We start from the raw sequence: 25,101 nt of genomic DNA on the forward strand, positions 1-25,101 counted from the left end.
CAAACCCCGGAAAATTCCGGGGTTTGTCGTTTCTGCCGGCCCCGCTATCATTCGCTCCATTCTTCGGGGGATTTAACTGATGCTCAATGGCCTGTGGCTTGGCTTCTTTGTCGTGGCAATGGTGTCGGCACTGGCGCAATGGCTGGTCGGCGGTAACGCCGGGATTTTCGCGGCGATGGTCGAAAGCATTTTCGCCATGGCCAAACTGTCGGTGGAAGTGATGGTGCTGCTGTTCGGCACCCTGACGTTATGGCTGGGCTTTTTGCGCATCGCCGAAAAAGCCGGGATCGTCGACTGGCTGGCAAAGGCCCTCGGCCCGCTGTTCCGCCGCCTGATGCCGGAAGTGCCCGCCGGCCATCCGGCCATCGGCTTGATCACCCTCAACTTCGCTGCCAACGGCCTGGGCCTGGATAACGCCGCCACGCCTATCGGTTTGAAAGCGATGAAGGCGCTGCAGGAACTCAACCCAATCCCCAACACGGCGAGTAACGCGCAGATCCTGTTCCTGGTGCTCAACGCCTCATCGCTGACGTTGTTGCCGGTCACCATCTTCATGTACCGCGCCCAGCAAGGCGCTGCGGACCCAACACTGGTGTTCCTGCCAATCCTGCTGGCGACCAGCGCGTCCACCTTGGTGGGCCTGCTGTCGGTGGCGGTGATGCAGCGCCTACGGCTGTGGGATCCGGTGGTGCTGGCCTATCTGATTCCAGGCGCACTGGTGCTGGGCGGCTTCATGGCGCTGCTGGCGACCCTCTCCGCCACCGCTCTGGCCGGGTTGTCGTCGATCCTGGGCAACCTCACGCTGTTTGGCCTGATCATGTTGTTCCTGGTGATCGGTGCGTTGCGCAAGGTCAAGGTGTATGAGGCGTTTGTCGAAGGGGCCAAAGAAGGCTTCGATGTGGCCAAGAACCTGCTGCCCTACCTGGTGGCGATGCTGTGTGCCGTGGGTGTGTTGCGTGCCTCAGGGGCGCTGGATTTTGGCCTTGAAGGCATTCGCCATGTGGTCGCCTGGACGGGCATGGACACGCGCTTTGTGGATGCCTTGCCGACCGCGATGGTCAAGCCGTTCTCCGGCAGCGCTGCGCGAGCGATGCTGATCGAGACCATGCAGACCCAGGGCGTGGACAGCTTCCCGGCGTTGGTGGCGGCGACGATTCAGGGCAGTACCGAGACCACTTTCTATGTGTTGGCGGTGTACTTTGGTTCGGTGGGGATCCAGCGAGCGCGGCATGCAGTCGGGTGTGCGTTGCTGGCGGAGTTGGCCGGTGTGGTGGCGGCGATTGCGGTGTGCTACTGGTTCTTCGGCTAAGGCATAACCCCTGTGGCGAGGGAGCTTGCTCCCGCTGGGCCGCGAGGCGGCCCCACAAGATTTCACAGGTGTATCCGATAAAACTTATTGGCTGGTATTGGGGCTGCTGCGCAGCCCAGCGGGAGCAAGTGATGTATTGCCCTGACTCACCACCCAATCCACCACCTGCTTATTCAACTGATCCCCCGCCTGTCCAAACCCGGCGACCACCGCCGGCACCTTGGTATCGCTCACCGGTTGCCTCACTTCAAACCGCCGACTGGCAACAATCCGCTGATCACTGCCGCGTACCAGGCGCGCGTCCAGGCGAATCACCACCTCCACCGCACTGCCGCGGTATTCACTCTGGAACGCCTGCAATTGCCCGCCCAGTTCATAGTCGGACTGCAGGTTGGTGTCATCGGTACTCAGCAGCGTCACCCGACCATCGCGTTGAAAGCCATCCATGAAGCGGTTGCGCAACAGTACCGGCGACGGATCGCTCCAGCGCGAGTTGGCATAGCTGCTGATCAGGTCGCCATTGGGCACCACGGCAATACGTGGGCTGTCGAGAAATTCGCTGGTCTGCGGCTTATTCACACGCAGCGACCAGCTGACCGGCGCACCCTGGCTGGTGGTCTGGGCCGAGGCCAGGCGATACACATCAGAAGGGTCGGCCTTGGGCAGGATCGAGCACGCGCTCACGAGTGCCAGCGCCACAGGGGCGATCATTTGGTAAACACGCTTCATGGCGTGAACTCCTTGTTCTTGTCGCTGCCCAGCAGGTAACCGCTGGGGTTGGCTTCCAGGCGGCGGGAGATGGCGCGCAGCGAACCGAGCGTTTCGCGCAGTTCGCGCACGGCCGGCGCCAGTTCGTTGAGGCCTTGCATGCCGCTGTTCACCGAGTCCTTGTTGTTGGTCAGCAAGGTGTTGATGGTCGCGGTGCTGTGTTCCAGGGACTTCATGGCCTGCTCGGCGCTGCCAAAGGCCTGCTTGCCTTGTTCGTTGAGCAAGCCGTTGGCGTTGCGCATCAGCACAGTGGTCTGCTCCAGGGCGGCGCTGGCCTGTTTGCTCACTTGCATCAGTTGCTGCATCACCACCTTGATATCGCCGCGCTGGTCGGCGATGACGCCGGTAGTTTTTTGCAGGTTATCGAGGGTGTTGCTCAGGCGCTCGACGTTCTCGCGGGAAAACAGGTCGTTGGCGTTATGCAACAGCAGGTTGATGCTGGTCATCAGGTCGTTGCTGTTGTTCAGCAGGCGCGCGATAGGTGAGGGTGAGGCGATGATTTCCGGCAAGTTACCGTCTTTGCCCTTGAGTTCGGGGCTTTGCGGCGTACCGCCGCTGAGTTGGATAATCGAGGTGCCGGTGATGCCGGTCAGCGCCAGCTTGGCCTGGGTGTCTTCCTTGATCGGCGTCTCACCGGCCAGGCGGATACGTGCCAGTACGCGACGCGGATCTTTGGGGTCCAGGCGCAGGCTGATCACATCGCCCACTTTAATCCCGCTGTACTGCACCGAACTGCCCTGTGACAGGCCGCTGACCGCCTCGTTGAAAATCACTTCGTAATCCTGGAAGGCGCTGTCGACGCTGGACTTGGCCAGCCACAGGCCGAACAACATCGCGCCGACTACCACGATCACGCTGAACAAACCGATCATCACATGATGGGCTCGGGTTTCCATGTCATACCTCGTTGAGCGATTGAGCGGCATCCAATGCCGCGCGGCCTCGGGGGCCGTGGAAATATTCGTGAATCCACGCGTCGTCCGTTTCGGAGACGACATCGATGGCGTCGGCCACCAGCACCTTTTTCTGTGCCAGCACTGCCACGCGGTCGGTGATGGTGTACAGCGTGTCCAGGTCGTGGGTGACCAGGAACACGCTCAGGCCCAGCGCATCGCGCAGGGTCAGGATCAGTTGATCGAATTGCGCCGCGCCAATCGGGTCGAGGCCGGCGGTGGGTTCGTCGAGAAACAGGATGTCGGGGTCCAGGGCCAGCGCGCGGGCCAGCGCGGCGCGCTTGATCATGCCACCCGACAGTGACGCCGGGTATTTGTCGGCTGCCGACAGTGGCAACCCGGCCAGGGCCAGTTTGACCGCGGCCAGGTGCTCGGCGTCGCGGCGGCTGAGGCCGGCGTGTTCGATCAATGGCAGCGCTACGTTTTCGGTCACGGTCAGCGAGGAAAACAGCGCGCCCTTCTGGAACAGCACGCCAAAGCGTCGCTCCACCAGGGATCGCTCATGCTCCGCCAGGCTTGGCAGGCTCTTGCCGAACACCCGCACTTCGCCTGCGCTGGGCCGGCGCAGGCCGACGATGCTGCGCAACAACACCGACTTGCCGCTGCCGGAGCCGCCGACCACGGCAAGGATCTCGCCTTTGTACAAGTCCAGATCGAGGTTCTCGTGCACGCGTTGAGTGCCAAAGCGATTGCACAGGCCGCGCACTTCAATCACCGCCTCGGCGGTCGCACGGTGTAAGCGACTCACCAGCCCATCTCCATAAAGAACAGCGCGGCGACCGCGTCCAGCACGATCACCACAAAAATCGATTGCACCACGCTGGAGGTGGTGTGGGCACCGACGGACTCGGCGCTGCCGCTCACCTTGAAGCCTTCCAGGCAGCCGATGGCGGCGATCAGGAAGGCGAAGATCGGCGCTTTCACCAGGCCCACCAGGAAATGCTGCACGCCAATGTCCGATTGCAGCAGTGAGAGGAACATCGCCGGCGAAATATCCAGGGCCACGGCGCACACCACGCCACCGCCGACAATGCCCGAGAGCATTGCCAGGAAGGTCAGCATCGGCAGCGCTACCAGTAGCGCCAGTACGCGCGGCAATACCAGCAGTTCCATCGGGTCCAGGCCCAGGGTGCGGATCGCGTCGATCTCTTCGTTGGCCTTCATCGAGCCGATTTGTGCGGTAAAGGCACTGGCGGTGCGACCGGCGATCAGGATCGCGGTCAGCAACACACCGAATTCGCGCAGGAAGGAGAACGCCACCAGGTCGACGGTGAAAATCGTCGCGCCAAAACTCTTGAGTACGGTGGCGCCGAGGAACGCCACCACGGCACCGACCAGAAAGGTCAGCAGGGCCACGATGGGGGCGGCGTCGAGGCCGACCTGTTCCAGGTGCGCGACCATCGGAGTGAGGCGCCAACGCCTGGGCCGGAAAATTCCGCGGGCGAAGGTTTCGAGGATCAGGCCGATAAAGCCCAGCAGTTGCTTGCTGTCTTGCCAGACGGTGTCTACCGCCCGGCCGATGCGAGCCAGCACTTGAATACCGGCGGCTTCTTCCGGGGCTTTCTCCGGTACGCAAAAATCATTCAGGGAGCGGTAGACGGTCTTGAGCAGTGCACGGTCAGCGGCAGACAAGCTGCAATCGGTCTGCTCGGCGGATTGCTCGATGCGGGTCGGTCCCAGCAACTCCACCAGCAGCGAGGCGCCGGCGGTATCGAGGGCGCCCAGGCCATTGAGGTCGATACGCGCGCCCGCATCGTATTGGCCGTCGAGCTTGTCCGACAGCTTCTTCAGGCTGGCATAGTGGGCAAGCGTCCAGTCTCCCGTAATCCTCAGCTGTGGCGGGGTGATGGACGTATCGAGGTGGGCTGCACCGGCCGAGGTACTGGTGGTCATAAGCTCCGAGCTTGTTGGCTATCCACAATTCCTACGTAATAGCACGATCCTGCCTACTTTGGGTTGTCCGTTTGTGCTGAGTCCGTCACTTTGAAACGCAGCACGCCGATCACCTGCCCGTCTTCGGTCAGCACCTGTACCTGCCAGCGACCCACGGCATCGGCGGGGAAGTTCTGCTTGTGGGTCCAGGCGCGATAGCCCTCTTTGCGCCCGCCGTGGATATCCAGGGCGATGCGGTCAACCTCTTTGCCATTGAATTTCCACACGTGGTAAATCCGCTCATCCAGCCCACGCGGTGCGTTGATCGCGGTGTAGGCGTAGAGGCCGCCGCTGCGCAGTTGAGCGGCGGTGACTTCCTTGAGGTCGTCGCCCGGCGTGCGGTCTTGCAGTTGGGTGCTGATGGCCACTTCGGTCATCCACAGCGTGGCTGGCGGCACCCAGCTGCGCAGGAACCAACCGGCGCAGCCAATCGCAGCGGTGACCCCCAGTAGCATCGCCCAGCCTTTGAGGCTGCGCAGCGGCAGGCTTACCGCCAGGCTCGGGATCGACAGTGCCATGGCGACGCCAAGGGCCAGCTTGTAACTCTCAGCCGTGGTCAGGTGCAGGATGATCGGCAGTGCGGTGAGCAGCGCCGCGAACAGCGTGAAGGTGTGCAGTGCGAGGAACAGCGAGCGTTTGGGCGCCAGCCATTTGTAGTACAGCGGGTCGATTATCGATACCAGCGCTGCGGCGCCGAGCAGGCCGGTGAACACCGACTGGCCACTGTTCCAGGCGGTGGTGATGAAAAAGAACGGCAGCACAAAGAACAGGCTTTCCTGGTGAATCATCTGGGTCGCATAGCGCAGCAGCGGCTCGGGGATTTCGCGCTTGAAGACTTTGGTGAACAGCTGGGTAAAGCTGTTTTCCAGCATCAGCCACAGCCAGCTCACCAGCATGATCACGGCGATCCAACTGGCCATGCCCTGCTGGCGATCCACCAGAATGAAGCTGCCCACACCCGAGACAAAACCGCCAAGTGCTATCACCCCGGGGTAGCGCTTCATCAGTTCGAGGATGCGGGTGATCAAGCGGGTCAGGTTTTGCATTCGGCGGTTCGCAGTCTTTGTAGGAGAAAATCCCAGACAGAATAACGTCTTAGCCCGTTGTCCGGTGCCTCATTACGCAAACCGTTTGCGATAAACCCGCACGCCGATCAACACAAAGGTGATCAAACCGAGCACGCCGGCACCGATCCAACTCAGGCCGTCATAGCTGAGCAGCGGTTTCTCGATACGCCAGTAGCCGGGCTGCTGGAACACTTGGCGCATGGCCTGGTTGGTCTGCTCCAGGCTTACCGCCTTGATGCGCTTGACCGGGTCGCTGAAATGGCCGTTGTTGTAGTCACCGGAAGCGCTCCAGTAGTAGTCGGCCAGCGCGCTGTTGCCCTGCACTGCCCAGGCCTGGCGCGCGATGGCGGCTTGTTGCAAGCGAGCGAATACCGCCGGATCGAGGCCATCCTTGAGCAGTTGGGCCTTGAGGTCCTGGAGAACCTGCTCTGCTTCGGGGAGGTTTTCGCGCTCAAGGTCGGCATTCAAGCTGAGGAAACCGACGCCGCCGAGGACTTCACGTTCGCTCCAGGGGCCGTAGGACAAACCGTGCTTGAGGCGCAGTTGGCGGTACAGCGCCCAATCGAGGTAATCCTTGAGCAGGTCGTAGGTCTCATCATGCTGGTCGTCCAGCACCGGCTCGGGGAACAGCCAGTGCAGCTTGGCGCTGTCGCCGACCCAGCCGTGGATCAGTTCGCGATGGCTGGCGGCGGCGTGCTGGATCTCCGGCAGCGCTGGGTGTTCAGTGGGGTCAACCGGGTCGAGTTGCCCGAAGGTGCGCTCCAGATAGGCCGGCAGCAGCTTGTCGAGGTCGCCGACGATGATCAAGGTCATGTTGTTGGGCGCGTACCAGTGTTTGCGCAGGTGCTCCAACTGGTCGCGGGTCAGGTGGTCGACCTCGGCGCGCTCGGCGCATTTGAGTCCCAGTTCGACCGCCAATTGGTTGCTGGCGGTGTGACCCAGGTCCTGGCGGTCCAACAGGCGTTGCAGGTGTGAGTAGTGGCCGCCGTCTTCACGTTCGACGACCTGCTTGGCGGAGTTGATATTGGCGTCGGTCAGTTCGGTGCGGGTGATGATCGCCAGCAGCAGGTCCAGCACTTTGCGCTGGTTTTGTGCGGGCGCCTCGATCACAAAGGTGGTGTCGGCGTTGCTGGTGTAGGCATTCCACTCGCCGCCCAGCGCTTGCATGCGGTCTTCCAGCTCACCTTCGCCGCCGCCGTCGATGCCGCTGAACAGCAAGTGTTCCAGCAGGTGCGGCAATTCCTTGTCTTCGCAGCTGAAGTCATCCAGGCCCACGCCCACCACCAGGCGGATCGCCACATGCCCGCGCTCGGTGCCCGGTTTGAGCAACAGTTGCAGGCCGTTGGGCAAGGTGTAGCCCTCGACTTGCAGGCGGTCAAAGGCGAAGACGTGGGCAGAACCCATGAGCAGACAAGCGAACAGCAGGCGACGCATAACAAGCTTCCTGGCGAGTGAGGTCAGTGTTAACTGACTTCACGGGCCATCGTACGTTCAGGGCGAATGTGTGATGTCGGCAATATCTTCGGCAGAGAGCGCGCCGGTGTCGGACGTTTCCAAGACTACATAGGCACTGCTGCAAAACAACGAGTTCAGTCGTTTCATGTCGGCAATCAGTTCCAGGTGCAGGGAGCTGGTCTCCAGGCTTTGCACGATTTTGCGCTGTAGCCGGCTGACGTGGGCATGTGCCAGGCGGCGTTCCTGGGCGCGGAAACGGCGTTTTTCGCGCAGCAATTGGCGGGCGCTTTCCGGGTCGGCGCTGAGGAACACCGACAGGCCCAGGCGCAGATTGGCGATCAGTTGGCTGTGCAGGCCAGTGAGTTCTTCCAGGCCGACTTCGGAGAACTGGCGACGCTGTGAGGTTTTTTGCTGCTGGACTTTGCGCAGCATGCGTTCGATCAGGTCGCCGGCCAGTTTCAGGTTGATGGAAAGCTCGATGATTTCCGCCCAGCGGCGGCTGTCGTGCTCGCTGAGGTCTTCGCGGGGCATCTGCGCCAGGTAGAGTTTGATCGCGCTGTAGAGCGACTCGACGTCATCGCTGAGGCTGCGCATTTCCTGGGTGATGGCGGTCTGTTTGCCACGCAGGACTTCCTGCATGGCGGTGAGCATATTGTCGATCAGGTCGCCCAGGCGCAGGGTTTCACGGGCGGCGTTGGCCAGCGCCAGGCTCGGTGTGGCCAGGGCGGCCAGGTCCAGGTGGCGTGGTTTGGCCTTGCCATTGGTTTCTTCGCGCTCGGGCAGCAACCAGGCACATAGCCGGGCCATCGGGCCGATGGTCGGCAACAGGATCAGGCAGCGGCTGACGTTATAGAGCAGGTGGAAGGTGATGACCATGCCTTGGGCGCTGTAGTCCAAGCCGTCCATCCACAGCACCAGCGGGTCGAGTACCGGGATGATCAGCAGCAAGCCGATCAACTTGTACAGCAAGCTGCCCAGCGCCACTTGGCGTCCGGCGGCGTTTTGCATGCTCGTGCTGAGGAAAGCCAGGACGCCGCTGCCGATGTTGGCGCCGATCACCAGGCCGATCGCCACGTGCAAGCCGATCACGCCGGCGCCGGCGAGGGTGGCGGTCAGCAGGACGGCGGCCAGGCTGGAGTAGGAAATCATCGCGAACAAAGCGCCGACCAGGGCGTCGAGCAAAATGTCGCCGGTCAACGAAGCGAACAGCACTTTCACACCTTGGGCGTGGGTGATGGGGCCGGCGGCTTCGACGATCAATTGCAGGGCGAGGATGATCAGCCCGAGGCCGATGCCGACCCTGCCCAACTGCCCTGCCCGCGTTTGTTTGCGCGACAGAAAGAAAATCACCCCGAGAAAGATCAGCAGCGGTGACAGCCAGGACAAGTCAAACGTCAGCACCCGCGCCATCAGCGCGGTGCCGACGTCGGCACCGAGCATGGTCGCCAAGGCGGGCATCAGCCCCATCAGGCCCTGGCCGACAAAGGAGGTCACCAGCATTGCCGTGGCGTTGCTGCTCTGCACCATGGCGGTCACCAGGATACCGGCGATAAACGCCAGCCAGCGCTTGGACATGTTCTGCCCGATGACTTGGCGCAAGTTGGAACCGTAGACCCGCAGGATGCCGGTACGGACGATGTGCGTGCCCCAGATAAGCAGGGTCACGGCGGAAAGCAGATTGAGCAGGGTCAGCATGCTCGGCCCCCCGTGTAGGTGCGCTCTAAAATGAGCGAAGGAAAGTTACCGCGTGCCGCTCTACGTCTTTTACTTAAGCTGTAGTTGGCGAATGGGCTCTGCGCCAGCATCGCATAGCTAAAGTGGGGATTGAAACAAAACTGTCATGAAATCAGCTTTTTGCAGATGCGAAAAAGGGGCTCGAAAGCTAATGCCAGTCAGTTAAGGGCAAACACTGTACCTGTGGCGAGGGAGCTTGCTCCCGTTAGACTGCGCAGCAGTCCCATTTTTGGGGCCGCTTCGCGGCCCAACGGGAGCAAGCTCCCTCGCCACAGGTTATTTTGTACCCTTTCTACGTCTTAACTGACTGGCATTAGGCGCGAAAGCCCCTTTCAGCAGCGGGTCAGCTTTATTGACCCGGAATGTCTTTGCGCAGTTTCACCGGATCCTGCTGTTTGCGCTTTTTCGCGATGGCCGTACGCATCTTGATGTTCACCGCTTCCACCGCCAGCGAGAACGCCATGGCGAAGTAAACGTAGCCTTTTGGCACGTGCACATCGAAGGATTCGGCGATCAGTACAGTACCCACCACCAGCAGGAACGACAGGGCCAGCATCTTCAGCGACGGGTGCTTGTCGATGAATTCGCTGATGGTGCCTGCGGCCAGCATCATCACCAGTACCGCAACAACAATCGCCGCGACCATGACCGGCACGTGGGAGACCATGCCGACAGCAGTGATCACCGAGTCCAGGGAGAACACGATGTCGATGATCGCGATCTGGATGATGGTGTAGATGAACTTACCACCCTTGCCGCCTGGCTCGTCGTGGGTTTCGTCTTCACCTTCCAGTGCGTGGTACATCTCCTGGGAGCTTTTCCACAGCAGGAACAGACCACCGAAGAACAGGATCAGGTCGCGGCCGGAAATGCCTTGGCCGAAGACCACGAACAGGTCGGCGGTCAGTTGCATCACCCAGGTGATCGACAGCAGCAACATGATGCGCGTGACCATGGCCAGGGCCAGGCCGAAGATCCGGGTGCGCGCCTGCATATGCTTGGGCATGCGGCTGACCAGGATCGAAATCATGATGATGTTATCGATGCCCAGGACGATCTCGAGGGCCGTCAGGGTGAAGAAGGCAATCCAGATTTCCGGATTGGTCAGCCATTCCATGTGTATTCCTTTGAGCAAGTGTTAAACCGCGCAAGCTGCAGCGCCGCGCGGTGAGTGAGTCGGTACGATTATAGAGTGCTGAACAGCGGAAAAATCCCCATCAGCAATGCGGCGAACATTATGCACAGGCACACCAGTACTGCCCACTTCAGGGTGAAGCGCTGGTGATCGCCAAATTCGATACCGGCCAGGGCTACCAGCAGGTAGGTCGACGGTACCAGTGGGCTGAGCAAGTGCACAGGCTGGCCAACGATGGAGGCGCGGGCCATTTCCACGGCGGTGATGCCGTAGTGGCTGGCGGCTTCGGCGAGCACTGGCAGAACGCCATAGTAGAACGCGTCGTTGGACATGAAGAAGGTAAACGGCATGCTCACCAGTGCGGTGATCACGGCCAGGTAAGGGCCCATGGCCTCCGGGATGACCGCCAGCAGGCTCTTGGACATGGCGTCGACCATGCCGGTACCGGACAGGATGCCGGTGAAGATACCCGCGGCGAAGATCAACCCCACCACCGCCAGTACGCTGCCGGCGTGGGCGGCGACGCGGTCTTTCTGCTGTTGCAGGCAGGGGTAGTTGACGATCATCGCGATACTGAATGCCACCATGAACAGCACCGGCAACGGCAACAGACCGGCGATCAGGGTGCACATCAGGGCCAGGGTCAGTGCGCCGTTGAACCAGATCAGCTTGGGACGACGAGCGTCGGGGTATTGCGACACGCTGATTTCACTGTGGTCGATCTCATCGCCTTGCAGGTGCAGTTCACCCAGGCGCGCACGTTCGCGTTTGCCGTACATGTAGGCAATCACCAGGATCGCCACCACGCCGGCGGCCATCGCCGGGATCATCGGTACGAAAATATCCGATGGGTCCACATGCAGCGCACTGGCGGCACGGGCGGTCGGGCCGCCCCAAGGGGTCATGTTCATCACGCCACCGGCGAGGATGATCAAGCCTGCCATGATCCGCGGGCTCATGCCGATGCGCTGGTACAGCGGCAGCATCGCGGCCACGCAGATCATGTAAGTGGTAGCGCCATCACCGTCGAGGGACACGACCAGGGCCAGCACGGCGGTACCGACGGAGACCTTCAGCGGGTCGCCCTTGACCATCTTGAGGATCTTGCGCACGGCCGGGTCGAACAGGCCGGAGTCGATCATCAGGGCAAAGTAGAGAATGGCGAACATCAGCATCACGCCGGTCGGCGCGAGCTTGGTGATGCCTTCGAGCATCATCGGGCCGATCTTCGGGGCGAAACCGCCGAACAGCGCAAACAGGATCGGCACGATGATCAGGGCGATCAGCGCGGACAGGCGCTTGGTCATAATCAGGAACATGAACGTGATGACCATGGCAAAGCCAAGGAAAGTCAGCATAGGAATACTCCAGGCGTAGCGCGGCTAGGGAATGGCGAACCGGGTGGGGTCAGCGCAGAACGAAAGGCACGAGGCGTACGGGTGGAGTTGGGGCGAACAGGCGGGTACGGACGGACATCGGGAATCACCATTGTTGTTGTTAACAGCCGGTCTGTTGCCGGCAGTGGAGGCGATCCTAGACGGGTAAGCTTTCAGCCAGCTTTCGCCGGAAAAACAGGTGACGAAGGGAATGCACGCAGTCTCTGGCTTTATGTAGATCAAAATGTGGGAGGGGGCTTGCCCCGATAGCGGTGTGTCAGCCTGTGCATGCAGTGACTGGCACGCTGCAATCGGGGGCAAGCCCCCTCCCACATTTGTCTGTGTTTGGCTTGAGGTTTTTAGGGCAGTTCCAGACCGCCCGCTGCTTTGTGCAACGTCCGCAAATGCTCGCCCACCAGTTTGAGGTTGGCTTCGCAGGCGGCAATTTCGGCGGAACGGGAAGGATCCAGCAGCGCCCTCACCTCTTTATCCAATTCGCCGGTCAGGGATTGCAGCTGCTTCTGGCGCTCGGCGCTTTCCGATTCAAGACGCTTTGCTTCCGAAGGTTGCGGTAGGCCATAACCACCGCTGCCCAGCAGCTCCGCCGGGCGACTGAGGAAGCCGCTGTTGGCGAGGATCTGCTGCAGCGTGGCGTTGGCTTTCTCCATGCCACCGTTTTTCAGCTCGCGGGCACCGAGGTAGCGTTGTTTGACTTCGTCCTGGGCCAGCATCAACTGCTTGCGAAAGCTTGCCTGCTCAAGCAGTAGCAGCGCGGCGCTGGTGCGCAGATCGGCCTGGCCGAACCACTGGCGGCGCTCCTCTGCACTGAGGGACAGCCAGTCTTCAACCTGGGTCTGTTTGATCGGCAGGCGTTTGCGCAGCACATCGAACATGGCCTGGTAGCGTTCGCGGAAGGAGTCGAAGTGATAACCCAGGCGCAGTGCCCGGCGTTTGTCATCCAGCACACTGGTGTCGGCCAGGCCGCGGGCGTTCAGGACTTCGAGCAGACCGTTGGGAGTGATGTTGTCCAGGCCGGTCAGTTGCGGGTTGGCGCTGCCGCTGCGTAGCAGTTTCAGGCTCTCCACCGCGCAGTTGTTGGAGATGAAGAAGTAGTTGCCGTCGTAGCTCCAATGCATCTCGGCGGCGTGCTCGACGGTGTCGTTGATTTCCTGGCGGGTCAACTTCAACGGTACGGAAGCCAGGCCGCGCAATTCGGTCTTGGTGTATTCGTCGATCACTTGCGCCAGCGGCAGTACAAACAACCGCGATGGGTACTTGCCGACCAGGCCATCCCAGCTCGATAGCTGTACGTCACCGACGAACGCGCGGTAGGACAACACCAGATGCTGGTCCAGGTCCAGGCGACAATCCGGCCCGCGTGGACGCCCCGGCGCACAGATCACCAGGCGTAGCATGCTGTGGCCCCAGCGGCTGACGAGGTTCTGGTTGGCTTCGGCCAGGAGGTAGTCGATTTCGTAGACGCGCTCCGGGTCCACATGACCCAGCGGCGTCTTGGCGAAATCGTTACCGGCGTTCAGGAAGGCGTAGGTGCTGGCGCAGGTGTCTTGTTCCGGCGGGGCCCAGCCGAAGTGTTCCTGGTAATAGCGGAACAATGCCGGGCGCCGGCAGGCGTAGCTGGGGTCGAGGAGGAAGTACTCCATGTTGACCGCGACGAATTCCAGCGGGCTGGTGGTTTCGTAGATGTCCGGGCTGCGGGCGACCTGATGGTTGTGCTGCTCACGCTCGCCGCGACGGCCGACGTATTGCGGCCAGCCGGCAAGGTCCAGCAGGCGCGGGTCGTCACTGAGGGTAAAGCGACGGCCATTCTGGCCACGGCATTGATCAGGCAGGCCGATCAGGCCGGTGAGGTTGTTTTGGCGGCTGCAACGATTGATCAGCGCGCGGTCCTCTTTGGACCACAGGCGCGCACGGTCATAGATGTGGGTCAGTTCGTGCAGCACCGTGGCGAGCATTTCGCGACGCACGGTGCCGTGGGGGCGATTGGTTTTCTGCGTGGCGGCGCTGCCGTCGGTCAGGCTGGCGAGCAGGTTACGGTTGAGGTCCAGCTCGGACACGAGGGAGGCTTGCCCGTAGGCATTCTCGGGCATTTTGTCGGTCCAGCCGACATCGATGCGCCGGTCCAACTGCTCGATAAAGCGCGGCGGTAACGAGCGCATGGCTTCGTCGAGCAACGCCTGGCTGGCCTGCTGTTCAGCCGGACTCAGACCCTCGGTCTTGAGCCGCAGTTGCAAGCTGGCCTGGGCTGCGCTGGCACACAGCAGCACAGTCCCGGCCAGGAGCCAGGCGGCAATTCGCCTCACAGTGCGAGGATAGCTTCTGCGAGGGTCTGGTCACTGGCGTCGCGGGCTTCCGGCAGGCGTGTGCGCAGGGTATCGAAGGCCGCTTCCAAGTGCGCGCCACGGATCTCGCCGTTGGTAGCGACGAAACTGGCGGCGTCATCGTGGGCTTCGCGCACCACTTTGGAGTCGCGGATGGAGGTGGTGGTGTCCGAAGTGAAATCAATGGTGCGGCCTGAGGCGCGAACAATGATGTTACTGGTGGCCACCAGGGTATGCGCTTGGGCAACGTCGGCCAACAACAGCAGGCCAAGGGTGGCGGCGATCAGCGGGCTACGCATGGAATTACTCCGAATACAAAGATGGAATACAAAGATGATTATTGGACGAGAATTGCTTGCGCCAGTTCAAGGTCGCTGGCGTTAAGTTTTGGTTGGCTGCGGCGCAGATAATCCAGCGCTGACTCCAGCCGTGCGCCCCGCCATTCGCCGTCAGTGGCGATAAACGCGGCAGCGTCATCCTGAGCGGCCATTATCACTTTTTTGTCGAAGGGTGCGGAGGTCACCTTGCTGGTGGCATACGCGCTCACGACCGTGCTCTGGGTGGTGAGGTCAAAGGCCGAAGCCAATGGCGACCAGCCGCAGAAAAACACCACAGGGACTATTAAAAGGCGGTATGAAAAAGCCATGGGACTCGACAACTGAAAGCGAGCGCCAAGGCTAGCGCAATGCCCAGGCGAGAGCCAGTGCATCGGTATCAGGGAGCGGCAGACGCTCCCTTTGTGCTCCGAATCAGATAGCCAGGATCGCTTGGGCCAGTTGCGCGTCAGTCGCGGTATTCAATTGCGGCGCTTGTTGGCGGATCTGTGCCAGGGCGCTCTCCAGTTTCACACCACGAATGGCACCTTCGCTGGCGACAAAGCTGGCGGCGTCGTCACGAGCGGCGCGCACGACCTTGTTGTCGCGCAGTGAAGAAGTGGCATCGGAGCTGGCGTCGGAGGTGGCCTTGAGCGCGCCGACGATGGAGTCGGTGGTCACGATGAAGCTGCTCGCGCTGGCGTTGGCAGTCAGGGCCAATAGGGCAGCAGCACTCAGCAAGCGAAGACGGGACATGGGAAGACTCCTGTAGATGAACGGATAAGGTGGCGCAGGGCAGCCATTGGGGATCAGACGCCTGTACGACGCGGTTCGCCACGTGGTGGCTGGATATTAAGCTGCCGCTTATCCGTTCGGGAAGCTTCTTGACTGCCTAGTCACGCCAGAACGGCTTGGACAGCTCGGCCATTCGGTCGCCATGGCTGATGCCCAGGTCTGACAGTTCCCGAGCATCAAGCTGTGACAGTTGACGCCGTTCATAAGCCAGGCGTGCCCATCTAACGAAGGCCAAGGCCACCTGGCGTGGCAGCCGCTTATAAAGAGGGGAAGTCTTATCCATGGCGAGTACCTTTCATGAGGTCTTGGATCACCATGTTGGATGGGGCGGGGTCACCGATACAGATACACCAGAGTTAAATTGTACTGCTTAACTGTTTTGCTTTATTAACTGTACCTGTCATTGAGAAAGGCTTCTGTTTTTACGCTCAAAACCCCAAACCCGGAAACAACAAAGCCCGCCTCCGGTTTCCCGGGGCGGGCTCTGTTTTGACAAATCAGGTTGCTGGCAGTGGACCCGTCAGGTCAGGGCCAGCGAGCGCTAAATCAGCGCCAGAACGGCTTGCTCAGCTCTTCGTAGCGTTGAGCTTCGCTGATGCCTGCGTCAGCCAGCAGACGCGAATCCAGACGAGCCAGTTGGTGGCGGCTGGAGATGCGGCGCTGCCACAACATCAGGTTGGCGATAACGCGCAGAGGCAGGGAAGCCTGGGTGTTTACAGCTTTTTCTTCAAAGAACAGTTCGGAACTGAGTGTACGTTCCATGATGACATCCTTCCGCTTGTGGCGGGATTAGGTAGTGGTTTAACTGATGCCAATGATCCTCTCCCGGCGCAAGACTCTCTAGATACAGTTCACCTGTATTGTGAGGGGCCAGTTAACTGTTTATAGGCGCTGTACTGTACGAAAATAGGGCAACTGTACCTGTCTGCACTTAAGTAGTGCGAAATAGCCATTTTCGATGAGGGGTGTGGGATATTTCGGTAGGAAATGACCGGTACAGCAGTACAGTTTTTTCAATAAGTGGCAGCGACAAGGCCGAGCTGATGAAACTGTATTTGCATCAGCTCGGATCTGTATCAATCAGGCCTTGAGCATGTGCCCGGTTTCTTCCAGGTTAATGTGCCAGCTCAGTGCTTCGCGCAGGATGTGCGGGGTATGCCCGCCGATGGCACAGGCAGCATCGAAGTAACTGTTCAGTGCATCGCGGTACGCCGGGTGTACACAGTTGTCGATGATCACCCGCGCTCGTTCCCGTGGCGCCAGGCCACGCAGGTCAGCCAGCCCGACTTCGGTCACCAGGATGTCTACGTCATGCTCGGTGTGGTCCACATGACTGACCATCGGCACTACGCTGGAAATTGCCCCGCCCTTGGCAATCGACTTGGTCACGAAGATCGCCAAGTGCGCGTTGCGCGCGAAATCCCCGGAGCCGCCAATGCCGTTCATCATGCGCGTGCCGCAGATGTGGGTGGAGTTGACGTTGCCGTAGATGTCGAACTCCAGTGCGGTGTTGATACCGATGATGCCCAACCGACGCACCACCTCAGGGTGATTGGAGATTTCCTGCGGGCGCAGTACCAGCTTGTCTTTGTAGTGTTCCAGGTTGCCGAACACATCGGCATTGCGCCGCTCTGACAGCGTGATCGAGCTGCCCGACGCGAAGCTCAATTTGCCTGCATCGATCAGGTCGAAGGTCGAGTCCTGCAACACTTCCGAATACATGGTGAGGTCTTCGAACGGCGAGTCGATCAATCCGCACATCACTGCGTTGGCGATGTTACCTATCCCTGCCTGCAGCGGGCCGAGCTTGTTGGTCATGCGTCCCGCATCGACTTCCTGCTTGAGGAAGTTGATCAGGTGATTGGCGATGCCTTGTGTGTCGCTGTCGGGCGGCGTCACGGTAGAGGCCGAGTCAGCCTGGTTGGTGATCACGATGGCGACGATTTTTTCCGGTGGGATCGGGATGGCGGTGCTGCCAATGCGATCATCGACTTTCACCAATGGGATCGGCGTGCGCGTCGGCCGGTAGGTCGGGATATAGATGTCGTGCAGCCCTTCCAGGTTCGGGTTGTGCGCCATGTTGATCTCGACAATCACCTGCTTGGCGAAAATCGCGAAGCTGGCCGAGTTACCCACAGACGTGGTGGGCACAATATGCCCCTGTTCCGTGATTGCGACCGCTTCAATCACTGCAATGTCCGGCAGCTTGAGTTGGTTGTTACGCAATTGCTCGACGGTTTCCGACAAGTGCTGGTCGATAAACATCACTTCGCCGGCGTTGATCGCTTTGCGCAAGGTACTGTCGACCTGAAACGGCATGCGTCGGGACAGCACGCCGGCTTCGGTCAATTGCTTATCCAGGTCATTGCCCAGGCTGGCGCCGGTCATCAGGGTGATTTTCAGCGGAGAAGTCTTGGCGCGCTCGGCCAAGGCGTGGGGGACGGCCTTGGCTTCACCGGCACGGGTGAAGCCGCTCATGCCGACGGTCATGCCGTCTTCGATCAGTGCGGCGGCGTCTGCCGCGCTCATGACCTTGTTCAACAACGAAGGCAAGCGGATGCGATCACGGTACATGGATTCTTATCTCGGGCTACGGAAGCAAGGTGCGCAGTTTAGTGATTTCAAAAAAAATCGGCCCGCTACCATGGTCGAATGCCAGGTAGCGATTTAGAGCCTTTGGTCGGGTTTCATGGAGTAATAAAAAACCCCAGCCTACAAGAGGCCGGGGTTTCGAGTATTGCGCTGAAGCAGTGTTACTCGACGGCTTTGACCATGTCTTCAATGACCTTCTTGGCATCTCCGAAGACCATCATGGTCTTGTCCAGATAGAACAGCTCGTTATCCAAACCGGCATAACCGCTGGCCATCGAGCGCTTATTGACGATGATGGTTTTGGCCTTGAACGCCTCGAGGATCGGCATGCCGGCAATCGGCGAGTTCGGGTCGTTTTTGGCGGCCGGGTTGACCACGTCGTTCGCGCCAAGCACCAGCACCACATCGGCCTGGCCGAACTCGGAGTTGATGTCTTCCATCTCGAACACTTGGTCGTAAGGCACCTCCGCCTCGGCGAGCAGTACGTTCATGTGCCCAGGCATACGGCCCGCCACTGGGTGAATCGCGTATTTCACGGTGACGCCGCGATGGGTCAGCTTCTCGGTCAGTTCCTTGAGTGCGTGTTGCGCTCGCGCCACTGCCAGGCCGTAGCCCGGCACAATGATCACGGTGTCGGCGTTGGTCAGCAGGAAGGTCGCGTCGTCGGCCGAACCGGATTTCACCGGGCGCGCTTCTTTCGAGCCCGCCGCCGCGCCGGCATCCGGCGCATTGCCGAAACCGCCGAGCAGTACGTTAAAGAAGGAGCGGTTCATCGCCTTGCACATAATGTACGAGAGGATTGCGCCGCTGGAGCCCACCAGGGAGCCGGCGATGATCAACATCGAGTTGTTCAGCGAGAAGCCGATGCCCGCCGCTGCCCAGCCGGAGTAGCTGTTGAGCATCGACACCACCACCGGCATGTCCGCGCCGCCGATCGGGATGATGATCAGCACGCCAAGCACGAAGGCCAGGGCCAGCATCAGCGCAAAGGCGGTGAGGTTGCCGGTGAACATGAACGCCAGGCCGAGGCCAAGTGTTGCGAGGCCGAGCACCAGGTTCAGCTTGTGCTGGCCGCCGAACTGTACCGGTGCGCCTTGGAACAGACGGAACTTGTACTTGCCCGACAGCTTGCCGAACGCGATTACCGAGCCGGAGAACGTAATTGCGCCGATGGCCGCGCCGAGAAACAGCTCCAGTCGATTACCGGCTGGAATCGAGTCGCCCAGGTGTTTGACGATGCCCAGGGATTGCGGCTCGACCACCGCGGCAATCGCAATAAACACGGCGGCCAGACCGATCATGCTGTGCATGAACGCCACCAACTCCGGCATCTTGGTCATTTCTACGCGCTTGGCCATGATCGAACCGGCGGTGCCGCCGATCAGCAGGCCGACGATCACATAGCCGATGCCGGCGGTGGCGAGCTCAGCGCCCAGCTTATAGATGAGGCCCACCGTGGTAAGTACCGCCAGCGCCATGCCGAGCATCCCGAACAGGTTGCCGCGCCGCGACGTGGTCGGATGTGACAGGCCTTTGAGGGCCTGGATGAAGCAGATCGACGCGATCAGGTAGAGCGTCGTTACCAGATTCATGCTCATTACTTCGGCGCCTCTTCTTTTGCTTTCGGGGCTTTCTTCTTGAACATCTCAAGCATGCGGCGGGTGACCAGGAAGCCACCGAATACGTTCACTGCTGCCAGTGCCACGGCCAGCGTGCCCATGGTCTTGCCCAGTGGTGTGACGGTGAGGGCTGCGGCGAGCATGGCGCCGACGATCACGATCGCGGAAATGGCGTTGGTCACCGCCATCAATGGCGTGTGCAGTGCGGGCGTTACGTTCCAGACCACGTGGTAACCGACATAAATCGCCAGCACAAAGATGATCAGGTTGTAGATACCGGGGGAGATAAGCTCTTCCATCGTCTGAATCCCTGCTTAGGCGTTTTTGCGGATGACTTGGCCGTCGCGGCACATCAGGCACGCAGCGACGATGTCGTCTTCGAGGTTGATTTCAAACTGCCCTTCCTTGGTGAAGACCAGCTTCAGGAAGTCCAGCAGGTTGCGCGCATACAAAGCTGACGCGTCGGCAGCGACGGCACCGGCCAAGTTGGTCGGGCCGCAGATGATCACGCCATTTTCCACCACCACCTGGTCGGCGACGGTCAGCGGGCAGTTGCCACCTTGGGCGGCGGCGAGGTCGATGACCACTGAGCCGGGCTTCATCTGTGCGACGGTTTCGGCACTGAGCAGGGTCGGCGCTTTTCGGCCGGGGATCAGGGCGGTGGTAATGACGATGTCGGCCTGCTTGGCGCGCTCGTGCACGGCCAGGGCCTGGCGCTGCATCCAGCTGGTCGGCATTGGGCGTGCATAGCCACCGACCCCGACGGCGCATTCGCGTTCTTCATCGGTTTCGTAAGGCACGTCAACGAATTTGGCACCCAGGGATTCGATCTGCTCTTTAACGGCCGGGCGCACGTCAGACGCTTCGATCACTGCACCCAGGCGTTTCGCTGTGGCAATCGCTTGCAGGCCTGCGACACCGGCGCCCAAGATCAGTACGCGCGCAGCTTTCACGGTGCCTGCGGCCGTCATCAGCATCGGCATGAAGCGCGGGTAATGATGCGCAGCCAGCAACACGGCTTTATAGCCGGCGATGTTGGCCTGGGATGACAGCACGTCGAGGCTCTGGGCCCGTGAGGTGCGTGGCGCTGCTTCAAGGGCAAAGGCCGTGATGCCGCGTTCGGCGAGCTTGGCAATGGTTTCATTGCTGAACGGATTGAGCATGCCCACCAGCACGGTGCCGCTTTTGATCAGCGCCAGCTCGCCGTCGCTGGGGGCCACCACCTTGAGAATCAGCTCGGCGCCAAACGCATCGTTGGCACTGCCAATGGTTGCGCCTGCCGCTTCATAGGCATTGTCCACGACGCTGGCCTTTAGGCCTGCCCCGCTTTGTACAGTGACCTTATGGCCCTGGCCGATCAGCTTCTTGATGGTTTCCGGGGTGGCAGCCACCCGCGTTTCACCGGTCTGGGTTTCGAGAGGAACACCAATGTGCACGTCAAATCTCCTGCATGATCTTTTTGCTTTTGATCTTTTTGTAAAAAGGCCAGTGCACCGCGAGTGGCGCAACTGGGGCGGCCGATCAGCACGATCCCGCTGAAATGACAGCGGGGCGCGGCATTTTGCAGGCGAACTTTACGGCCTTCAAGGGATTATGACGGGTGACGAAAAATTAACTACAAGTCACCCTGTGACTGATTGTCGCAATACCCTGAAATAACCTCTTCAAATACATGGGCTTAAAGGGCTGCAGGCAGTTTTGCACTCTTTTGCCATCGCCGATGTGAATAGTCGGCTATTGGCTTGTGACAGTCGCTATAAGCCAAGTAGATCATGGCTTTGAGCCTTTTCTTGGACTGACAGATACAGTCTGCTGAAATGCGACATATACGTATATCTGTAGGATTGAAAATTTACTGACTACAAAGTCAGTAACATGGTTGTGGCCTTTAAATGCTGGGGCTGTAGCGCTGGGACTGGTCGATAAGCCAATCCCTGAAGGCGTGCAATGAGGCAGATTCGACCTTTTTGTCCGGAATCATCAAGTAATAAGCCTTTGAGCTGCTCAGCGCCTCTGGGCTGGCGATCAGCAATTGTCCCTCCTCAAGCTCGCGCTGGATGAGGAACGGTGGAATCAGCGCGATCCCCATATCGTGCATGGCGGCCTGGGACAACATCGAGAATAGCTCGTATCGGGGGCCTGTCATGTCGCGGGGTATGTTCAGTTGTTGGGCGTTGAACCATTGGCGCCACGCGTAGGGGCGTGTGGTCTGCTGCAGAAGCGGCAGTTCTGCGATCTCCTGGGGACTGAACCGCGTGTGGCTACCCAATAGCCGAGGGCTGCACACTGGGACAGGGTTTTCCCCCATCAGTCGGTGGGATTCTGTGCCGGACCAGTCGGCATCGCCGAAGTAGATCGCGGCGTCGAATTCAGTGTCGGCAAACAGGAAGGGTCGTGTTCGGTTCGTGAGGTTAACGGTGACTTCGGGGTGCTGGCGTTGGAAGTCCTTGAGGCGAGGAATCAGCCATTGAGTACCGAATGTCGGGACAACGGCCAGTTCGATGGTGTTAGCGCCCTGCTGACCCATGACGGAAAGCGTATCGCGTTCCACCGCATCCAATTGCGTGGCCACGCGACGACTGTAGGACAGCCCCGCTTCTGTAAGCTTTACCCCACGCCGTGAGCGGCGAAACAGCTCGACACTTAAAAACTCTTCGAGGCTGGCGATCTGTCGACAGATGGCACCTTGCGTGATCGAAAGCTCCTGCGCCGCCTTGGTAAAGCTCTCGTGGCGGGCTGCCGCTTCAAAACTCACAAGAGCGGTGGTGCTGGGGATTTTTCTGCGCATATACCGTGTCCTCACTTACTAAAGCGCATATGCGCCTTTCTCGGCTACTTCGAAGTGAGAAATTAGCACAACCCTATGCGGAAACCTCGTTTGCCCTCTGCGCGTGTCGGGCCTAGGCTGCTTCCACGACTTCCGATTCTTTCCGCGAGGACTTATTCATGGCTGGCAAGGCAAGCTTCAACTGGATCGATCCACTGCTGCTCGATCAACAGCTCACCGAAGAAGAGCGCATGGTGCGCGACAGTGCTGAGCAGTTCGCCCAGGACAAGTTGGCCCCGCGTGTGCTCGAAGCCTTTCGCCATGAAAAGACCGACCCTGCTATTTTTCGCGAGATGGGCGAGACCGGTTTGCTCGGTGCGATGATCCCTGAGCAGTACGGTGGCAGCGGCTTGAATTACGTCAGCTATGGGTTGATCGCGCGCGAAGTGGAGCGTGTCGACTCCGGCTATCGCTCGATGATGAGTGTGCAGTCGTCACTGGTCATGGTGCCGATCAACGAGTTCGGCACTGAGGCACAGAAACAGAAGTACCTGCCGAAGCTGGCTTCTGGCGAATGGATCGGTTGTTTCGGCTTGACTGAGCCCAATCATGGCTCCGATCCGGGTGCGATGATCACGCGTGCTCGCAAGGTCGAGGGGGGGTATAGCCTGACGGGCGCGAAGATGTGGATCACCAATAGCCCGATCGCGGATGTGTTTGTGGTCTGGGGTAAGGACGATGCTGGCGATATTCGTGGGTTTGTCCTGGAGAAAGGCTGGAAGGGCCTGAGCGCTCCGGCGATTCATGGCAAGGTCGGGCTGCGCGCCTCCATCACCGGTGAAATCGTCATGGATAACGTGTTTGTTCCGGAAGAGAACATCTTTCCGGATGTGCGCGGTTTGAAGGGGCCCTTCACCTGCCTTAACTCGGCACGCTATGGCATCTCCTGGGGGGCGTTGGGGGCCGCCGAGTTTTGCTGGCATACCGCCCGCCAATACACGCTTGATCGCCATCAATTCGGCCGCCCATTGGCGGCGACCCAGTTGATCCAGAAGAAGCTGGCCGATATGCAGACTGAGATCACCCTGGCCCTGCAAGGTTGCCTGCGTTTGGGGCGGATGAAGGACGAAGGTACGGCGGCGGTTGAAATCACGTCGATCATGAAGCGCAACTCGTGTGGCAAGTCCCTGGATATCGCACGCATGGCGCGTGACATGCTGGGTGGCAACGGTATTTCCGACGAGTTCGGGGTGGCACGTCATCTGGTCAACCTGGAGGTGGTGAATACCTATGAAGGTACTCATGACGTGCATGCGTTGATTCTGGGGCGCGCGCAAACCGGTCTTCAGGCGTTCTATTAATAGGAGCACGGCATGGGCGCGCTTTCGCATCTGCGGGTACTGGATTTATCGCGAGTACTGGCGGGCCCCTGGTCCGGGCAGATCCTCGCGGACCTTGGGGCTGAGGTGATCAAGGTTGAGCGGCCGGGCAGTGGTGATGACACACGCGCCTGGGGGCCGCCATTCCTTAAGGATGCTTATGGTGAGTACACCAGTGAGGCGGCTTATTACCTGTCGGCCAATCGCAATAAGCAGTCTGTGACGATCGATTTCACGCGGCCGGAGGGGCAGGCGCTGGTCCGTGAGCTGGCGGCCAAGTCAGACATCCTGATCGAGAACTTCAAGGTGGGTGGTCTTGCTGCGTATGGGCTGGACTATGAGTCGCTCAAGGAGATCAACCCGGAGTTGATCTACTGCTCGATCACTGGCTTCGGTCAGACGGGGCCATATGCTACGCGTGCGGGTTATGACTTCATGATCCAGGGGCTCGGCGGGCTTATGAGCCTGACTGGCCGCCCCGAGGGTGATGAGGGGGCTGGGCCGGTGAAAGTGGGCGTCGCGCTGACTGACATCCTGACGGGGCTCTACTCGACCGTGGCCATCTTGGCGGCACTGGCTCATCGGGATCATGACGGTGGTGGGCAGCACATCGATATGGCGCTACTGGATGTGCAGGTGGCATGCCTGGCGAACCAAGCGATGAATTATCTGACGACAGGTGCCTCGCCCAAGCGCCTGGGGAATGCTCACCCGAACATCGTGCCTTATCAGGACTTTCCCACGGCCGACGGTGATTTCATCCTGACGGTGGGTAATGACGGGCAGTTTCGTAAGTTTGCTGAAGTGGCCGGGCGGCCACAGTGGGCGGATGATCCGCGCTTCTCTACTAATAAGGTGCGGGTGGCCAATCGGGCGGAGCTGATTCCGTTGATTCGCCAGGCTACGGTGTTCAAGACGACGGCTGAGTGGGTATCGCAGTTGGAGCGGGTGGGTGTGCCTTGTGGGCCGATCAATGACCTGGCCCAGGTGTTTGATGATCCGCAGGTCAAGGCGCGCGGCTTGGCGATGGCGTTGCCTCATGCGTTGGCAGGGATGGTGCCACAGGTTGCCAGCCCAATACGGTTGTCGAAGACGCCTGTGGAGTACCGGAGCGCGCCTCCTCTGCTGGGTGAGCATACGGCCGAGGTGCTTCAGGAAGTACTGGGGTTGGGCATGGCGAATGTAGTCGCTTTAAAGGCGGCGGGGGTTATTTGACTGCTTCCTTCTATATAGAGGGTATTGGCGGCTTTTTGTTGGTGGTTTTTTAATCAATGCTAACTAATTGATAGAAAAGCAGAATTAAGGGTTGACGGCAGATTCTGGAAGTCTATAATTCGCCCCACTTCCGGCGCAGTCGAAACGGAAAACTCCTTGGTAAACAAAGAGTTACGCAGAATTCGACAGCGAGTTGCTTCCGTTCATCGAAGCCCAGAAGGAGTTGGTAGAGCAGTGTTGTTTGGCTCTATTAACGTTTCGATCCTCTCGGTCGAAAGCGGAGAAAAAGAGGTGTTGACAGCAGCGTGTAACGCTGTAGAATTCGCCTCCCGCTAACGAGAGATCGGAAGCG

General features: G+C 60.0%; 23 protein-coding genes. 3 read left to right on the forward strand and 20 right to left on the reverse strand.

Going from position 1 to position 25,101, the window contains the following annotated elements:
- Positions 1–79: 79 nt before the first annotated feature.
- Entirely contained in the window at positions 80–1,309 is a 1,230-nt protein-coding gene (locus QCBJ_RS17790) for a nucleoside recognition domain-containing protein (RefSeq protein ID WP_102061260.1), read from the forward strand.
- An 84-nt stretch (positions 1,310–1,393) separates the two neighbouring features.
- Here QCBJ_RS17790 and QCBJ_RS17795 read toward each other — a convergent pair whose 3' ends face one another.
- The 20 genes from QCBJ_RS17795 to QCBJ_RS17890 all read right to left on the reverse strand — a co-directional run bounded on the left by QCBJ_RS17795 (position 1,394) and on the right by QCBJ_RS17890 (position 22,176).
- Positions 1,394–2,038 carry an ABC-type transport auxiliary lipoprotein family protein gene (locus QCBJ_RS17795; RefSeq protein ID WP_102061261.1) on the reverse strand — a complete coding sequence of 215 codons (645 nt, stop codon included), beginning with the start codon at positions 2,036–2,038 and terminating at the stop codon, positions 1,394–1,396.
- The gene (locus QCBJ_RS17800; RefSeq protein ID WP_012721538.1) at positions 2,035–2,973 is read right to left on the reverse strand and encodes an MlaD family protein; all 939 of its coding nucleotides are present in this window, start codon (positions 2,971–2,973) and stop codon (positions 2,035–2,037) included. Before QCBJ_RS17800 ends, QCBJ_RS17795 begins: the two co-directional genes overlap by 4 nt.
- Position 2,974: 1 nt before the next feature.
- Positions 2,975–3,778 carry an ABC transporter ATP-binding protein gene (locus QCBJ_RS17805; protein ID WP_102061262.1) on the reverse strand — a complete coding sequence of 268 codons (804 nt, stop codon included), beginning with the start codon at positions 3,776–3,778 and terminating at the stop codon, positions 2,975–2,977.
- Positions 3,775–4,923: an ABC transporter permease gene (locus QCBJ_RS17810; RefSeq protein ID WP_064053128.1), complete on the reverse strand. Its 1,149-nt coding sequence runs from the start codon at positions 4,921–4,923 to the stop codon at positions 3,775–3,777. Before QCBJ_RS17810 ends, QCBJ_RS17805 begins: the two co-directional genes overlap by 4 nt.
- A 53-nt stretch (positions 4,924–4,976) precedes the next feature.
- Positions 4,977–6,008, reverse strand: coding sequence for a DUF5924 family protein (locus tag QCBJ_RS17815; protein ID WP_012721541.1), 1,032 nt, complete (start codon positions 6,006–6,008; stop codon positions 4,977–4,979).
- A 72-nt stretch (positions 6,009–6,080) separates the two neighbouring features.
- Positions 6,081–7,463, reverse strand: a complete 1,383-nt coding sequence (locus QCBJ_RS17820) for a pitrilysin family protein (protein WP_102061263.1) — start codon at positions 7,461–7,463, stop codon at positions 6,081–6,083.
- A gap of 57 nt (positions 7,464–7,520) precedes the next feature.
- Positions 7,521–9,179, reverse strand: a complete 1,659-nt coding sequence (locus QCBJ_RS17825; RefSeq protein ID WP_046035891.1) for a Na/Pi cotransporter family protein — start codon at positions 9,177–9,179, stop codon at positions 7,521–7,523.
- A 388-nt stretch (positions 9,180–9,567) separates the two neighbouring features.
- Positions 9,568–10,335, reverse strand: a complete 768-nt coding sequence (locus QCBJ_RS17830; protein ID WP_012721544.1) for a TerC family protein — start codon at positions 10,333–10,335, stop codon at positions 9,568–9,570.
- Between the two features lie 68 nt (positions 10,336–10,403).
- On the reverse strand, positions 10,404–11,711 hold the full coding sequence (locus QCBJ_RS17835) for a CitMHS family transporter (protein ID WP_003170826.1): 1,308 nt from the start codon (positions 11,709–11,711) through the stop codon (positions 10,404–10,406).
- A gap of 377 nt (positions 11,712–12,088) precedes the next feature.
- Positions 12,089–14,050 (reverse strand): DUF4105 domain-containing protein, encoded by a 1,962-nt coding sequence (locus QCBJ_RS17840; protein WP_012721545.1) that lies wholly within the window; start codon positions 14,048–14,050, stop codon positions 12,089–12,091.
- Positions 14,047–14,367: a DUF2388 domain-containing protein gene (locus tag QCBJ_RS17845; protein WP_012721546.1), complete on the reverse strand. Its 321-nt coding sequence runs from the start codon at positions 14,365–14,367 to the stop codon at positions 14,047–14,049. The genes QCBJ_RS17840 and QCBJ_RS17845 overlap by 4 nt, the downstream gene beginning before the upstream one ends.
- Before the next feature lie 38 nt (positions 14,368–14,405).
- A complete protein-coding gene (locus QCBJ_RS17850) occupies positions 14,406–14,714 on the reverse strand; it encodes a DUF2388 domain-containing protein (protein WP_012721547.1) in 309 nt (102 codons plus the stop codon).
- A gap of 103 nt (positions 14,715–14,817) precedes the next feature.
- Positions 14,818–15,138, reverse strand: coding sequence for a DUF2388 domain-containing protein (locus QCBJ_RS17855; protein ID WP_046035892.1), 321 nt, complete (start codon positions 15,136–15,138; stop codon positions 14,818–14,820).
- A gap of 136 nt (positions 15,139–15,274) precedes the next feature.
- Positions 15,275–15,460, reverse strand: a complete 186-nt coding sequence (locus tag QCBJ_RS17860; RefSeq protein ID WP_102061264.1) for a DUF1127 domain-containing protein — start codon at positions 15,458–15,460, stop codon at positions 15,275–15,277.
- Between the two features lie 263 nt (positions 15,461–15,723).
- Positions 15,724–15,939: a DUF1127 domain-containing protein gene (locus tag QCBJ_RS17865; RefSeq protein ID WP_012721550.1), complete on the reverse strand. Its 216-nt coding sequence runs from the start codon at positions 15,937–15,939 to the stop codon at positions 15,724–15,726.
- A gap of 318 nt (positions 15,940–16,257) precedes the next feature.
- Positions 16,258–17,751 carry an acetyl-CoA hydrolase/transferase family protein gene (locus QCBJ_RS17870; protein ID WP_012721551.1) on the reverse strand — a complete coding sequence of 498 codons (1,494 nt, stop codon included), beginning with the start codon at positions 17,749–17,751 and terminating at the stop codon, positions 16,258–16,260.
- Between the two features lie 179 nt (positions 17,752–17,930).
- Positions 17,931–19,367 (reverse strand): NAD(P)(+) transhydrogenase (Re/Si-specific) subunit beta, encoded by a 1,437-nt coding sequence (locus tag QCBJ_RS17875; RefSeq protein WP_012721552.1) that lies wholly within the window; start codon positions 19,365–19,367, stop codon positions 17,931–17,933.
- Complete coding sequence (locus tag QCBJ_RS17880; RefSeq protein WP_003220416.1) at positions 19,367–19,687, reverse strand: NAD(P) transhydrogenase subunit alpha; 321 nt, start codon at positions 19,685–19,687, stop codon at positions 19,367–19,369. Before QCBJ_RS17880 ends, QCBJ_RS17875 begins: the two co-directional genes overlap by 1 nt.
- A 15-nt stretch (positions 19,688–19,702) precedes the next feature.
- Positions 19,703–20,824: a Re/Si-specific NAD(P)(+) transhydrogenase subunit alpha gene (locus QCBJ_RS17885; RefSeq protein WP_102061265.1), complete on the reverse strand. Its 1,122-nt coding sequence runs from the start codon at positions 20,822–20,824 to the stop codon at positions 19,703–19,705.
- Between the two features lie 452 nt (positions 20,825–21,276).
- Positions 21,277–22,176 (reverse strand): LysR family transcriptional regulator, encoded by a 900-nt coding sequence (locus QCBJ_RS17890; RefSeq protein ID WP_093544894.1) that lies wholly within the window; start codon positions 22,174–22,176, stop codon positions 21,277–21,279.
- A 158-nt stretch (positions 22,177–22,334) separates the two neighbouring features.
- On the opposite strand from QCBJ_RS17890, the gene QCBJ_RS17895 reads away from it, so the two are divergent.
- Both QCBJ_RS17895 and QCBJ_RS17900 read left to right on the forward strand, forming a co-directional pair.
- Positions 22,335–23,516 (forward strand): acyl-CoA dehydrogenase, encoded by a 1,182-nt coding sequence (locus tag QCBJ_RS17895; RefSeq protein WP_003170842.1) that lies wholly within the window; start codon positions 22,335–22,337, stop codon positions 23,514–23,516.
- Positions 23,517–23,528: 12 nt separating this feature from the next.
- Complete coding sequence (locus QCBJ_RS17900; protein ID WP_102061266.1) at positions 23,529–24,749, forward strand: CaiB/BaiF CoA-transferase family protein; 1,221 nt, start codon at positions 23,529–23,531, stop codon at positions 24,747–24,749.
- Positions 24,750–25,101 lie beyond the last annotated feature (352 nt).

The sequence above is a fragment of the Pseudomonas sp. QC2 genome (assembly GCF_002859085.1).
GTDB classification, from domain to species: domain Bacteria; phylum Pseudomonadota; class Gammaproteobacteria; order Pseudomonadales; family Pseudomonadaceae; genus Aquipseudomonas; species Aquipseudomonas petroselini.

Coding starts and splice junctions, on each gene's coding strand:
- QCBJ_RS17790 (WP_102061260.1), top strand. CDS start 80: ATGCTCAATGGCCTGTGGCTTGGCTTCTTTGTCGTGGCAATGGTGTCG.
- QCBJ_RS17860 (WP_102061264.1), bottom strand. CDS start 15,460: ATGGATAAGACTTCCCCTCTTTATAAGCGGCTGCCACGCCAGGTGGCC.
- QCBJ_RS17875 (WP_012721552.1), bottom strand. CDS start 19,367: ATGAGCATGAATCTGGTAACGACGCTCTACCTGATCGCGTCGATCTGC.
- QCBJ_RS17815 (WP_012721541.1), bottom strand. CDS start 6,008: ATGCAAAACCTGACCCGCTTGATCACCCGCATCCTCGAACTGATGAAG.
- QCBJ_RS17795 (WP_102061261.1), bottom strand. CDS start 2,038: ATGAAGCGTGTTTACCAAATGATCGCCCCTGTGGCGCTGGCACTCGTG.
- QCBJ_RS17865 (WP_012721550.1), bottom strand. CDS start 15,939: ATGGAACGTACACTCAGTTCCGAACTGTTCTTTGAAGAAAAAGCTGTA.
- QCBJ_RS17800 (WP_012721538.1), bottom strand. CDS start 2,973: ATGGAAACCCGAGCCCATCATGTGATGATCGGTTTGTTCAGCGTGATC.
- QCBJ_RS17855 (WP_046035892.1), bottom strand. CDS start 15,138: ATGTCCCGTCTTCGCTTGCTGAGTGCTGCTGCCCTATTGGCCCTGACT.
- QCBJ_RS17825 (WP_046035891.1), bottom strand. CDS start 9,179: ATGCTGACCCTGCTCAATCTGCTTTCCGCCGTGACCCTGCTTATCTGG.
- QCBJ_RS17810 (WP_064053128.1), bottom strand. CDS start 4,923: ATGACCACCAGTACCTCGGCCGGTGCAGCCCACCTCGATACGTCCATC.
- QCBJ_RS17830 (WP_012721544.1), bottom strand. CDS start 10,335: ATGGAATGGCTGACCAATCCGGAAATCTGGATTGCCTTCTTCACCCTG.
- QCBJ_RS17845 (WP_012721546.1), bottom strand. CDS start 14,367: ATGCGTAGCCCGCTGATCGCCGCCACCCTTGGCCTGCTGTTGTTGGCC.
- QCBJ_RS17880 (WP_003220416.1), bottom strand. CDS start 19,687: ATGGAAGAGCTTATCTCCCCCGGTATCTACAACCTGATCATCTTTGTG.
- QCBJ_RS17890 (WP_093544894.1), bottom strand. CDS start 22,176: ATGCGCAGAAAAATCCCCAGCACCACCGCTCTTGTGAGTTTTGAAGCG.
- QCBJ_RS17850 (WP_012721547.1), bottom strand. CDS start 14,714: ATGGCTTTTTCATACCGCCTTTTAATAGTCCCTGTGGTGTTTTTCTGC.
- QCBJ_RS17900 (WP_102061266.1), top strand. CDS start 23,529: ATGGGCGCGCTTTCGCATCTGCGGGTACTGGATTTATCGCGAGTACTG.
- QCBJ_RS17870 (WP_012721551.1), bottom strand. CDS start 17,751: ATGTACCGTGATCGCATCCGCTTGCCTTCGTTGTTGAACAAGGTCATG.
- QCBJ_RS17895 (WP_003170842.1), top strand. CDS start 22,335: ATGGCTGGCAAGGCAAGCTTCAACTGGATCGATCCACTGCTGCTCGAT.
- QCBJ_RS17835 (WP_003170826.1), bottom strand. CDS start 11,711: ATGCTGACTTTCCTTGGCTTTGCCATGGTCATCACGTTCATGTTCCTG.
- QCBJ_RS17820 (WP_102061263.1), bottom strand. CDS start 7,463: ATGCGTCGCCTGCTGTTCGCTTGTCTGCTCATGGGTTCTGCCCACGTC.